At 48.0% G+C, this 13,442-nt stretch carries 12 protein-coding genes; all 12 read left to right on the forward strand.

What is annotated here, in order from left to right:
• The first annotated feature begins 58 nt into the window (after positions 1–58).
• The 12 genes from A8709_RS25040 to A8709_RS25095 all read left to right on the forward strand — a co-directional run bounded on the left by A8709_RS25040 (position 59) and on the right by A8709_RS25095 (position 13,407).
• Positions 59–1,378: an aspartate aminotransferase family protein gene (locus tag A8709_RS25040; protein ID WP_065856272.1), complete on the forward strand. Its 1,320-nt coding sequence runs from the start codon at positions 59–61 to the stop codon at positions 1,376–1,378.
• Positions 1,379–1,390: 12 nt separating this feature from the next.
• A complete protein-coding gene (locus A8709_RS25045; protein WP_065856274.1) occupies positions 1,391–2,149 on the forward strand; it encodes an SDR family NAD(P)-dependent oxidoreductase in 759 nt (252 codons plus the stop codon).
• A gap of 21 nt (positions 2,150–2,170) precedes the next feature.
• Entirely contained in the window at positions 2,171–2,962 is a 792-nt protein-coding gene (locus A8709_RS25050; RefSeq protein ID WP_065856276.1) for an IclR family transcriptional regulator, read from the forward strand.
• Between the two features lie 14 nt (positions 2,963–2,976).
• Positions 2,977–3,918 carry a Gfo/Idh/MocA family oxidoreductase gene (locus A8709_RS25055; protein ID WP_065856277.1) on the forward strand — a complete coding sequence of 314 codons (942 nt, stop codon included), beginning with the start codon at positions 2,977–2,979 and terminating at the stop codon, positions 3,916–3,918.
• Between the two features lie 90 nt (positions 3,919–4,008).
• Positions 4,009–4,836 carry an HpcH/HpaI aldolase family protein gene (locus A8709_RS25060; protein WP_084225403.1) on the forward strand — a complete coding sequence of 276 codons (828 nt, stop codon included), beginning with the start codon at positions 4,009–4,011 and terminating at the stop codon, positions 4,834–4,836.
• 12 nt (positions 4,837–4,848) lie between these two features.
• Positions 4,849–5,640: an SDR family oxidoreductase gene (locus tag A8709_RS25065; RefSeq protein WP_065856279.1), complete on the forward strand. Its 792-nt coding sequence runs from the start codon at positions 4,849–4,851 to the stop codon at positions 5,638–5,640.
• A gap of 37 nt (positions 5,641–5,677) precedes the next feature.
• The gene (locus A8709_RS25070) at positions 5,678–6,466 is read left to right on the forward strand and encodes an SDR family NAD(P)-dependent oxidoreductase (RefSeq protein ID WP_208607741.1); all 789 of its coding nucleotides are present in this window, start codon (positions 5,678–5,680) and stop codon (positions 6,464–6,466) included.
• 155 nt (positions 6,467–6,621) lie between these two features.
• Positions 6,622–8,865 carry a helix-turn-helix domain-containing protein gene (locus A8709_RS25075; protein ID WP_065856281.1) on the forward strand — a complete coding sequence of 748 codons (2,244 nt, stop codon included), beginning with the start codon at positions 6,622–6,624 and terminating at the stop codon, positions 8,863–8,865.
• A gap of 216 nt (positions 8,866–9,081) precedes the next feature.
• On the forward strand, positions 9,082–10,518 hold the full coding sequence (locus tag A8709_RS25080) for an extracellular solute-binding protein (RefSeq protein ID WP_065856283.1): 1,437 nt from the start codon (positions 9,082–9,084) through the stop codon (positions 10,516–10,518).
• 80 nt (positions 10,519–10,598) lie between these two features.
• Positions 10,599–11,486 (forward strand): carbohydrate ABC transporter permease, encoded by an 888-nt coding sequence (locus A8709_RS25085; protein WP_065856285.1) that lies wholly within the window; start codon positions 10,599–10,601, stop codon positions 11,484–11,486.
• A 17-nt stretch (positions 11,487–11,503) separates the two neighbouring features.
• On the forward strand, positions 11,504–12,334 hold the full coding sequence (locus A8709_RS25090) for a carbohydrate ABC transporter permease (RefSeq protein ID WP_065856286.1): 831 nt from the start codon (positions 11,504–11,506) through the stop codon (positions 12,332–12,334).
• A 38-nt stretch (positions 12,335–12,372) separates the two neighbouring features.
• Positions 12,373–13,407, forward strand: coding sequence for a Gfo/Idh/MocA family protein (locus A8709_RS25095; RefSeq protein WP_065856289.1), 1,035 nt, complete (start codon positions 12,373–12,375; stop codon positions 13,405–13,407).
• Positions 13,408–13,442 lie beyond the last annotated feature (35 nt).

A 13,442-nucleotide genomic window follows, 5' to 3' on the forward strand; every position in this document is an offset into this window, starting at 1 on the left:
CCAGATTTTCTTGACGAAACGACTCTCCGAAGACGTATGAATTAGGGAGGATGTACCCATGAAGAATGTTGAGAAGTCGAGGCAAAAATATACCGAATCCCAAAACTATTTGGCCGGCGGGGTGGCGAGCTCTTTAAGAAGTGCTATGAAGCCAACGCCTCTGTTCGCGTCAGCTGGATCGGGTCCACGCATCTGGGATGTCGACGGCAATGCTTATATTGATTATTTGCTGGGCTACGGTCCCTTAATCTTGGGCCACGCACACGAAGCTACATTGGTGAGCGTCTTTGAAGCGATGAAGCGAGGTATCACCTATGGCCTTCAACATGAAGGGGAAATCGAACTAGCTCGGCAGTTAACAGAGGTTTTACCGTGTGCGGATAAGGTGGCTCTAAGCGGCTCTGGCACGGAAGCTGTCATGCTGGCGCTTCGATTAGCACGCGCCTATACAGGCAAGCGCAAGATTGTGCGCTTTCATGGTCACTATCACGGGTGGTCAGACACGATCTTCACCGCTTTTCCAAGCTCGGATATGCGTCAATCTAGCAGCGGCGGGGCTGGCGACGCACAGGAACAACACATAGTACCAGGCACAAGCGGTCAGAGTGAACTGGCCCTTGAAGACATCATCTTGCTTCCGTGGAACGACTCCGCTGTGCTGGATGCGGCCTTACGCGAACATGGTCATGACATCGCAGCTGTGATTTCAGAGCCAGTGATGTGCAACTCCGGCTGTGTACTCCCCAAACCAGGCTATCTCGAACAGATGCGCGAACTGACGGAAGAATTAGGCATTGTCATGATTCTAGATGAAGTCATCACCGGTTTTCGGCTTGGTTTGAGCGGAGCACATGGTAAATTTGGATTAAAGCCTGATCTGGTGACGATTGGTAAAGCATTAGGCGGAGGTATCGCCGTAAGCGCAGTTGCTGGTTCTCAAGCCATTATGGCGCTAATTGAGAACGGAACGGTTAGCCACCTTGGCACACTGAATGGGAACGGCGTTGCGACATCAGCTGCTTTGGCTACCATTGCAGAACTGTCCAAGAATGAGGGAGCGGTTTATGCGAAAATGGAAAATAACGCAGCCCAGCTGGTTGAAGGGATTCGCAGCCTGCTAGTCAAACACAGTATCCCCGGTATTCTCAACCATATTGGACCTGTTTTTCATATGATGTTTACGCTGGAGACGCAGGTGGAAGATTTCGCTTCCTTTATGAAGCGGGATGCAGCGAAGTATGCCGAATTTGCTGGGAAAATGCTGGAGGAAGGCGTACTCGTTCGCTCCAATGGACTGTGGTACTTATCCGCCGTTCATGAAGAGCGCGAGATTGAAGAGACATTGGCGGCGGTCGATCGGGCGTTAGCTAACCTATAAGGGGGAAATCCGATGAGGATGAAGGATTCGATTGCTCTCATAACTGGCGGCTCAACGGGAATTGGCAAAGCAACAGCAGTCCGGTTCGCCGCAGAAGGCGCCAAAGTCGCCATTATGGGTCGGGATCAAGCAGCGCTGCAAGTGGCTGCTGAGGAAATAGCGGCCCATAATGGCGAGGTCATCTGGATTGACGGCGATGTGCAGCTGAAATCGGACGTCAATCGAATGGTCGACACCGTGCTGAGTCAGTGGGGCACGATAGATGTATTGGTCAATAATGCTGGTATTTGCAGCCCGGCTTCTTTCCTCGACATCGAGGAATCGGAGTGGGACCGACACATGGCGATTAATTTGAAAGGAACCTTTCTGGTCGGGCAAGCGGTGGCTGGAGTGCTGGTTGCGCAGGGAAAAGGCGGCTCTATCATCAATATGTCCAGTGTGAACGGTTTAGCTGCCGAAAGGGATCAAGCCCACTATAATGCAACCAAAGGCGGCATCAATCTGCTTACGATGTCGATGGCGCTGGAGCTAGCGCCACTGGGGATACGCGTCAACGCTCTGTGTCCAGGATTTATCGAAACAAGGCTGACGAAGCCTCTAATTGATAATCCAACAGCATTTGAGCCGTATTTACAAACGATTCCAATGGGCCGAGCCGGTGTACCGGAGGAAATTGCAGATGCTGCTCTATTTATGGCGACAAGCGATTCTCGCTATATGACGGGCCACTGTCTCGTCGTCGATGGCGGGCAACTTATCAAGTTATCTTAACAAAGGAGATCACATACAATCATGAGCAAGGAAACAGGAGAGAAACAGGAACGCTATACCATTCAATCGATCGACAAAGCGTTGGATTTACTAGTACTGTTGGCCGAACATGGGTCGCTTAATTTATTGGAGCTAACAGATTTGCTGGATCAGCCCAAATCATCGACCTATCGAATCGTGCTAACGTTGGAAAACCGAGGCTTTATCAGCAGAGACGATGAGAACGGTAAATACTGTCTTGGCTATAAACAATTGATGCTGACGCGAGGCATGCTGGAACGCAATACGCTAAGATCAGCAGCTCTTCATGAAATGAAAAAGTTGTCAGAGATCTATGGCGACACGATTAATTTGGGTGTTCTCATCGATGGAGAAGTGCTGTACGTCGAAATACTGGAAAGCACGCAACCGCTTCGAATGACGGATACGGTGGGTTCTCGATCCCCTTTTCATGCGACAGCTATGGGAAAAGCGATGACCGCTTTTTTACCCGAGGTGAAGGTGGAAGAACTTATCGCTCTTCACGGACTTGCTGCAATGACCAAAAATACAATCGTGACAAATGCGCAGTTTCTAGTGGAGCTGAAGCGGGTTCGTGAGCAAGGTTATGCAATAGATGATCAAGAGATTGTAGAAGGCGCACGCTGCTTGGCTGCTCCAATATACAACATGTATGGGAACGTGGAAGGGGCCATTAGTATGTCAGTGGCTATGCATCGATTTGCAGATGAGGTCATTCCTGAAATGGCAGCAAGTATGAAAGCAGCTGCAAATCGCATTTCTCGCAAACTGGGATATCCCTGTGTGGATTAAAAAGGAGAATTGATATGCAACCATTACGCATAGCTGTGCTAGGTATGGTGGACGGGAACGGGCATCCTTACTCCTGGAGCGCCATGTTCAACAATTATGACAAGGAAACGATGGCCGAGTGCCCGTATCCTGCCATTCCAAGCTATTTAGCGAAAGAACCGGTTGAAAATCTGCACATTCCTGGAGCGTCCGTCACACATATTTGGACGGATAACCCGGCTGACGCCAGTCATGTGGCGAAGGCTTCACAAATTCCAACGATCGTGAGCAAACCGGAGGATGTGATTGGGCATGTAGACGCCGTGATGATCACAACAGACAAAGGCCATGAGCATGTGGAACGCTGCCGGCCTTTTGTCGAGGCGGGACTGCCTATCTTTGTCGATAAACCACTAGTCGACAATGAGCCAGATCTGAAGCAATTTCAGCGTTGGGTGCGAGATGGCGCTCGCATCATGTCTTCCAGCTGCATGCGGTATTGCAAAGAATTCATGCCCTACCGCACGTCGATTCATTCGTTAGGACAGCTTCGCTTTACAAGTATCACGACTTGCAAAAGCTGGGAGAGGTATGGCATTCATGCCCTGGAGTCCATTTACCCCATTCTCGGACCAGGCTTTATCTCTGCGCAAAACACAGGCACCAAAGAGCGAAACATTGTTCTATTCAAACATCGGACACATGGCGATGTCGCTGTTATTGCGATCGATGATATGTATGGATCGCATGGCATGCTGCAGCTGTGTGGCACGAGTGCTAGCGCTGCGGTTACAGCGCAAGATACCTTCTATTCCTTCAAGGCACAGCTTGAAGCATTTAACTCCTACCTTCGCACGGGGGAGCGTCCTTTCCCTTTTCAGGAAACAGAAGAATTGATGCGCATGGTGATTGCTGGCATTCGAAGCCGAGAAGAAGGCGGAAGAGTCGTATTGCTGGAGGATATCGCTGCAAACTAACGTGGCGGTTCACATCGTAAGACACATCATAGACAGCTGACCGAGATTACCTAGCTACTTCCTGCATACCACATTAAGGAGGACGAATGGATGTCTACGAATTTTAATATGCGACCTAGTCGCGTTTTGCGCAAGCTCCGCGCTGGGGAAACAGCGATTGCACTGAAGTTGAATCTTGCCGATCCGCGCATTACAGAAATGGCCGCCAGAATTTCTGGCGTGGACTGCCTATGGACGGACATGGAGCATGTTCCGAATGATTTTGCGGTCATAGAACGGCAAATATGGGCAGCGAAAGCGTATGATGTGGATGTACTTGTGCGTGTGGCTAGAGGGAGCTACAGTGATATGATTCGCCCGCTTGAGATGGATGCAACCGGCATTATGATTCCTCACGTGATGAGCCTGGCGGATGCCAAGCAGATTATTCATCAAACGAAGTTTTACCCGATCGGTCGTCGTCCGCTTGATGGCGGTAATGCCGATGGCGCCTTCTGTAATTTGGAGCTGGACGCTTACATGGCGCAAGCGAATGAGCAGCGCTTCAATGTCTTGCAGATCGAAGATCCTGAGCCGCTTGCTGATTTGGAGGAAATCATTGCTTTACCTGGACTGGATATGATTTTCTTCGGTCCTGGGGATTTCAGCCAAGGAATCGGGGCTCCAGGCAAATGGGATCATCCGCTTCTTGTGGAAACGCGCCAAAGTGTGGCCCGTCTGGCACAGAAGCATGGGAAATATGCTGGGACCGTAGGCAGTACGAGCAATCTAGCTGATTTGACGGCGATGGGCTATAACTTTGTTAGCGTAGGAGCCGATGTCGTCGGCTTTGGGCAATATTTAAGCGGAATTGCGTCGAGCCTAAACCGAAGCTCCGGAGCGGGAACCGAGTCCGTCTACGGTTCGACCAAAAGCTAAGGAGGCCGACATATGTACACGGAGATGTTCTCTTTACAGAATAAAAGCGTCATTATAACGGGAGGCTCTGGCTATCTGGGCTCCGTCTTGACGGAGGCGCTATTAGCCTTTGGTGCTGATGTTACACTGGCGGATCTGACCTTTCGCGCGAATCCGATATTGGATGCTGCGATTGAAGAAGGCCGATTGCGAAACGTCGTGTGTGATGTTGCCAATACTGATTCTATCAAGAATATGTTTCAGCATCATCATGAAGCCAGCGGCCGCCTCGACGTCTTGGTCAATTGTGCCAATTATGGAGCGGGCTACGGCAAAGGGGCGGAGCTTGAATTCATGACGGACGAAGTCTGGCAGAAAGGTGTGGATGGCGCGTCAGGCACGACGTTCCGCTGCACACGAGAAGCCATTCCGTACATGCGAGAAAGCGGCGGCGGATCGATTATCAATTTTGCATCGATGTACGGAGTCGTATCTCCGGATCCTTCGATTTATGGCGAAAGTGGCGCAAACAATCCGCCGAATTATGGCGCGGGTAAGGCTGGCGTCGTCCAGCTGACCCGATACTGCGCAGCTCATTTAGCGAAGTATGGGATTCGGTGCAACAGCGTTTCGCCGGGGCCTTTTCCGAACATGATTACGGGTCAAAATGAATCGTTCCTTGCCAATCTAAACGCCAAAACCATGCTGGGCCGCGTAGGGAAACCCGAAGAGATGATAGGGGCGGTCGTCTTGCTTGCATCTAGCGCCTCCAGCTATATGACGGGTACGAATCTCATGGTAGACGGAGGATGGACGGCTTGGTAACGTTCATAATCAAGCGAACTGACAGGAGGAAATCCATGTGAATACGAATGTGATGAATAGCTTTTCGCTGACTGGTAAGACGGTGTTAATTACGGGTGGAGCGGGGCTGTACGGGACGCAAATTGCGATTGCCTGCGCGCAAGCAGGAGGGAATGTTTACGTAACGTCGCGTGATAAAGATCGCCTTGCCGACATTGAGGAAAGCTTCGAGAAAGAGGGGCACACGGTGCATGCGATCCAGTTCGATCAGGAAGATCTAGACTCAATCGCTGCTATTCGTAACAAGCTGGAAGATCGAGAAGGCAAATGCGATGTGCTTATCAACAATGCTGTTGCCCGTACGATGTCGCATTACAACGATCCGCTTGAAAGGTTCGCCCGCAGTATGGCTGTTAACGCAACAGGCTTGTTTGAAATTACACGGGTGATTGGCGATTGGATGGCTGAGCGTGAGTCCGGCTCGATTGTGAATATCGGCTCCATTCAAGGAATGGTAGGACCGGATCACACATTGTATCAGGGATTACCGTTAAACGGCTTTATCCCGGATTATTTCTTTCACAAGGGCGGCATGATCAATTTCACCCGGTTTATCGCAAGTTACTATGGATCGCGCCAGGTCAGGTGCAATTGCCTATCTCCAGGTGGCTTTCAAACGGAGAAGAACATGCCTGAATTCGTGGAACGTTACAACGAGAGAACGATGCTGGGACGAATGGCCAAGTCCAACGACATTTGGGGGCCGATCGTGTTTCTCGCTTCGGATGCCTCTCTCTATGTAACAGGCACTAACATTCCGGTGGACGGCGGATATACAGCGAAGTAAGAGCACTAATACAAACGGCATCGACGTTGGGTGCCGTTTTTGGCATACCAGCTAAGAACCCTGTCTGCGTGCATAATTTTAGCAAAATGAATGTTATAGCCTATCATTTATTTTGTATAATAGAAGATACATATAGATGGGGTGGTGTAAACCGTATGGGAAGGTCTTCAACTGGTTTCCGGATATTTCACGATTTAAAATTGGTGAAGAAGCTATGGTTATCGTTCTCTCTTGTCACTCTCATCGCGCTTAGCATCTTTGCGTTATTGTCTTCGACGTATATCAAACGATTCATGACAGACCGGGAAGGCAATGCGATGCTGCAAAAAATTGAGTATTTTACAGGCAGCATGGACAGTTACTTCCAAAGTATTGAGAAGTCGTCACAATTGCTGGTTTACAATGACAATATTCAAGACCCCTTAAGCGGCAATGCGGAGAGTTTGAACGGCCTCCCTCGCATTCAGGCTTACAATTATATTTATGATCAATTAAGACAGTTATCCGACCGATTTTATGGCATTGAAGCGATTTATCTGGTGGATAAGTACAAAAATGTCTATGACAGTGGTGTTGGAATGAATTTTACCCCCAGTTATTTGGTCAGTGATGAGTTCATCAACCAAGGCTGGTATGACAAAATGGCGAACAATAAGAGCAGCAACTCGCTCTGGTCGTTCATTCGGTGGCGTGATAAGCAAACGTCCATTGTGATGTTCAAAACGATTTATGATAAAAATAATTTACAAATCCTCGGTTATCTCATCATTTCGATCTCTCCAACGATTCTCGATAATTACTTGGCTTCATCCAATCTAGACGAAGGCACGAACAGTATCGTCGATTCAAATGGCTTTATCTTTTCCGCAGGGGGCAGAGAAAGCATTCCTCCTATTGATATTTCTCAGCTAACTGGAACCAAAGGGCATTATACGCAAGAGCCTGACAACTATGTCGTGGCGTATTCGAAGCACGTTTTGACCAATTGGACGTTTGTTCATACGATTCCTCAGAGCTTGCTGCTCAAGGATCTTAAGAATATTAACAATTTATGGGTGGCGTTTCTCGGGGGATCCCTCGCGCTGATGGTGATTGTATCGGTTTTTATCTCAAGGAGTATTTCCATGCCGCTGCGGAAAATGATTCGAATGCTTCGAAATGTCGAGCAGGGCAATCTGACTTTGAAATTTCAACCTTTATATAAGGATGAGCTTGGGGATCTTGGGCGGGCATTCAATCATATGATCGATAAAGTCCGTGAAGGTGAGCCGCTCATGCGGGAGAAGCTGGTCCGCTCCATGCTGGAAGGAAGTATGACGGAACCTGAAGCGCAGCGATTCGAAGAAAGACTGGGGTTTCACCTTAATTCCGCCTCTTTTCGGGTCGTGCTTCTGCATTTGCATGACCGGTATGAGAAAGAGGACTTAGATCGGCTGGAATCAATTATTCATGAATTAGAAGACGGGCAAGAAATGATCAGCATTTCCTTATCCGATGAGCAGTATTGTTTGATTTTCAATGGCGCATATGAAAAGGCTTTAGATAAAATTAAGTTGCTGATTGCTGTGCTGAAAGAGCGGCTTGATGTACAGATTTATGCTTTTGTCGGAAACGAATATGAACATTTTAACTTAATCAAGACTTCCTTCGAAGAGGCCAAGACATTGCTGAATTACTTGGTAGGGGAACAAATGGATGAGCAGACCAGCATCTACTTCGTTGGTGATTCATGGAAATCGCAATATCCAGAAGCGTTTGAAAATAAGCTCCTCTATTATATGGAGGAACGTGATATCGACAACTGTGCGGCCGTCATGGAAGAGCTGATTGTTTATGCTAGAGCCAGTCATCTCGTTCCACATGTCCTCTATGCCTTAATGGCAGCGCTCTACAATCACCTGTATAAGCTGTTGATTAAATCAGGTCAGTCGGCGGTACTGAACAAAAATTGGTTCGGCGATGTACAAGAGAAGCTGCTATCTCAGCCTTTAGAGAAGAATGGACGGCAGTTTATCGCGCTGCTCAGAGAGCATTTAGGCATGAATGAGCAGCAAGAGAAGAAGCAAAGCAGGAATATTATCAAATCTTTGCAGATCATTCATGAGCAATACAGTGATGTCGGACTTGGCATCGACTCTGTCGTCGAGCAGATCGGATTGAATGCGAATTATTTCAGCCAATTGTTCAAGAAAGAAGTTGGCGTCGGTTTTACAGACTATGTGGGCCAAGTGCGCATGGAGCACGCCAAACGCATGTTAATGGAGCCAGGCAACAAAATCAAAACAGTAGCGATCCAGGTCGGCTTTACAGATCCGCATTATTTCAGTATTTGGTTCAAGGAGAATACAGGGTTGTCTCCTTCGCAGTATCGCAAGCAACTTTTAGGCCAGATTGGCTGAAAATAGAACTTGGTTTTTTATAGATATAGGTCATTTTCTTTATATTCGTGTGTAAGACTAACGAATTCCACGTCTTTCTAACTAATTTCACCTACTCAGACGTCGTTGTCGCATGCTAATTTGTGGGTAGGCCATACTTACAATTTCTTAACACAAGGGGATGCAAGTGGTTTAGCGAGGATGCAGTTGATAAAAAGAAAAGGGAGGAAGACGCGTATGATTCATAACATGAAGTTTAAATCACTGTTTGTTGCAGCAAGCGTATCGCTTTTGGTGGGGACTACACTAGGATGCAGTTCCAATGATGGTTCCAGCGCTTCCAGCAAGCCGACGACTAGCGCTGCTCCGACCACCAGTACAAGCACGGCTACTGCTACACAAGCTTCGAAAGAAGATCCTAAAATCGAACTGACGGTATGGGCGGCTCCGAACGGCACGTACAAACCAGGTCAAAAGGCCGGTGACTGGTTTAAAGAAGATTTGCTGCCTGAATGGAACAAACTCCATCCGAATGTCAAAGTAAACCTTGAACTCATTCCGTTCGATGGCATTAATGAAAAGGTGACAACAGCTATCGCTTCCAAGTCGGCACCTAACGTGTTTCTGGATTACCCAGGACGCACATTGGCTTATGGGCAAATGGGGGCACTGGCTTCCCTCGAGGATATCATTCCGCCAGCCGATTTAGCTCAAGTTAAGAAGAGTGCGGATATGATGAAAATGGTATCGGTAGGCGGCACGGTTGTGACGCTGCCCTATTATTCAACGCAGCTCGGCTTGATTCTCAACAAGTCCTTGTGGAAAGAGGCTGGAGCTGAAAACCTGCTGCCGCAAGATGAATTCCGCACATGGACGCCAGACCAATTCAAAGCAGCTTTGAAGGCTGTGGCTAATAAAGATAAAGGCGTATATGGACTGACGCTTTTCGCATTGAACGAACAAGGGGATCAAATTTATAACAATATCATTTCGGGCTATGGGGCCAAACTGTTCAACGCCGATTACACGAAATATACGGCAGGCGACAGCCCGGAAACGGAAAAAGCGTTAGCCTTCTTCAAATCGCTCGTCGATGAAGGCTTAGTCACACCGCATCCTGAAACGTTGACATCTACGAACGCGCTTGATTATTGGAAACAGCGCAAGAATGGCATGGTTGTTGCCTCTGCGGCTCACTCCGATATCATTAAGAACGGCTTGAAAGACGGAAGTGTGAGTGGACCGAATGAGTACATGTATGTCAACTTCCCATCGACGACACCTGGTCAAGCGGCGTTAAAATCGGAAGTCGGGTTCGGTGTTGTATTCAAGAACTCGGATGCGGTTAAAGAAGAATGGGCGAAGAAATTCCTTTACTGGACGATGAAAGATAATGTCATTTTCCAAACGGCGATGAAATCGTTCGATCCGCTTGGCAAAGCACCTGCATGGACGGAAAGTGACCCTGAATTACAGTTCTTAGCTAAACTCGCGACGAAAACAAAGGAATGGCCAGTTATTGATCCAGGCTGGGGTATTAAGGGCTATCCGGAAATGAGAGCGGCCATGTTCCCAGAAATTCAGAAATTGTTTATCGGTATGTCCACGCCAAAACAAACGATTGATACCATTTCGAAAAAGTTTAATGACACTATAACCAAATACAATAAGTAGTCGTCACTAGGCGGCAGGATGGCCGTAGTCTCCTGCCGCAATTTCATATAGACCTAGTGGTAGAAGGAAGGGAGAAACCAATGAAACAGGGTAAGATCAGCAGCATCCGTATGCGCAGAGAAATCAGTGGCTGGCTTTTCGTCCTTCCTATGCTGTTGTTTTTCCTGCTTTTTGTTGTGTACCCCATTCTCAAAGCAATCAAGAGCAGCTTTTATGGGTTTGATTATACCCATTACTATTGGTCGGGATTGGACAATTATCGCACCATTTTTTCGGACGCATTGTTCTGGAAGTCGATTCGCAACACATTGGAGTTTGTCTTATATTTGGTGCCATCCATCACTGTTATTGCCTTAATGATTGCGGTTACCATTCATACGTATCCCAAGAAGATGCAATCGTTTTTCAAAGCTGCCTTCTATATTCCAGGTGTGACGTCGATAGTCTCTTTGACCTTAGTTTGGCAATACATTTATAACGGCCAATTTGGGTTGGGTAATTACGTCCTTGAGAAATTGGGTCTCCAATCGGTCAATTGGCTGGGGGTGAATTCGGCCACACTTGCCTTATCCTTAATTGTCTTAACCATTTCCGTTGGTTCAGCAGTTGTTGTATTTTCAGCGGCGCTTGGAGGGATCCCGAAGGATTTCTACGAATCTGCCTCACTGGACGGAGCAAAACCTGGAAAAATGTTCTATCGGATCACGCTTCCCATGTTAAAGCCAACGTTACTCTATGTCGTTGTGACGGGCACAATCGGTGCCTTTCAAGTGTTTGCCATTATTCTCATCATGACAGGTGGCGGGCCGGCTTACCGGACAACGACGATCATGATGCTCATTTATCAGCAGGCGTTCGTGAATATGAACTTTGGCGTCGCAAATGCGATGGGGCTAGTCTTATGTGTCATCATCAGTCTGATCGCTTATGTTCAGTTCAAATTTCTCAAATCGGATATTGAATATTAAGGGAGGGGGGAACGAGGATGCCGAATAAAAAGTCACCGCTCTGGGGAGGACATCTCTTCCTGTGGATATTAACCTTGTTCTTTCTCTGGCCCTTCTATTGGATGGTTAGCGGATCGCTAAAGAACCTCAAGGTTGCGTTGCAAATCCCGCCAGAATGGGTACCGGTTCACCCGACATTTCATAATTATACGTCTTTGGTAACGAGTAATCCGATATTCACTTGGTTCTATAACAGCATGTTTATCTCCTTGGTTGCCACCGTCCTCGTCATCGCGGTTAGCTCGTTGTCCGCCTATGCATTAGCGAAAATTCCATTCAATGGTTCCAAATGGCTGTTCACCGTGATGGTTGCCGCCATGACAATCCCACATACCGTGCTGTTCATCCCGCTGTTTCAGCTTCTAAATGATTTAGGTCTCATTAATACAAAATGGGGCGTACTGCTCCCAGTTGTAGGCTGGCCGTTCGGGGTTTTCTTATTGAAGCAGTTCATGTCATCGCTTCCAAGTGAATTGATTGAAGCAGCGAAAATGGATGGCTGCAGTGAGTGGCAAACCTTCAGGCGCATTATGCTGCCGCTGGCTAAACCTGGGATTGGCGTGTTAGCCATCTTCACCTTCGTCAATACCTGGAATGACTATGTCTGGCAAGTGATCGTGCTGAACGGTGAAAAGATGTTCACGTTGCCGGTTGGTATCAAAGTTGCCCAAAAAATATCGGAACTGGAAACGAACTATGGCGTTGCCATGGCTGGGGCGATGTTCGCCACACTTCCCGTGCTGCTCATCTTTCTATATTTCCAGAAATATTTTACGGAAGGCATTACCGGAGGCGCTTTGAAGGGTTGATCTGCATCTGAACTTGATGAAGAAAGAGGGGCCTCTCGATGTATCGTGCTGCTGTAATAGGACTTGGCAAGATCGGCTTAACCTTCGATATTCCCTTTAAAGGAAGAGCTAGCAGCCATGTTATGGCGTACCAATTGCATCCGCAGGTGGAGTTGGCGGCAGGTGTCGGCAGGCGACAGGAGCAGGCGGATCTTCTGGCGATGATCGCACCGGAGACAAAGTATTATCCGGATGGGGCCTTGCCCTCCATGCTAAGGAACCATGAGTTGGATATGATTAGTATTTGTACACCGCCAACTGTCCGTTATGAGTTGCTTCGATCTGTGCTGGAACAGTCTAGCGCACGGCTCATCTTTCTGGAAAAGCCCGTCGCGACCAGCATTGGTGAAGCGGAGCGTATCGTATCCCTGCTTCAGCAGTATCCCGAGCGAACGGTCGTCGTCAACTTGTCCAGGAGATGGAGCGAAGGCGCGATGCAGGTTCGGTCGGCGGTTAGAAACGAGACGTACGGGAAGCTGAAGAAGATTCACTTGCGTTACAGCCGTGGTATTTACAATACGGGATCACATCTGTTTGATATGGTTCGTTATATGGCGGGGTCTATCGAGCAAGTCAAAGTGGTTGAACGTGTTCCCACGAATCTAGATCTCGTGGAGGATTGGACGTATTCCTTCTTGTTTACAGCAGCAAACGGCAGCATTTCAGGATACGCAGAGGCATTCGACGACCGAAATTATAATCTGTTTGAAATCGTGTTGTATTTTGATGGTGGCGTGATCGAAATGGTGCAGGGTGGGGATGAGATCCGTTCCTATATGACCGAACCGCATCCACTGCAAGCTAGCATGAAAAGCCTCGTGCTCGAACATAGTGAGAGAGGTGTTCTCGGTAAATCCAGTAACATGGAGAATGCGATTAATCATCTTGTCGATATTCTCCATTCCGGGGCCGAGCCTATGTGCAGCTTGGAAGACGGCATTTACCCGCTTTATGTGGCAGAAGCGTTGAATCAGTCGTATGCCAATGGTGGGACATCCGAAAAGGTGCGCGAGCCTTCGCCAGGAATCGCCTAGTCATTCGAATGTGTTCAAAACGATGAATAAAGGAG

The organism is Paenibacillus pectinilyticus, from assembly GCF_001700435.1.
GTDB lineage: Bacteria > Bacillota > Bacilli > Paenibacillales > NBRC-103111 > Paenibacillus_E > Paenibacillus_E pectinilyticus.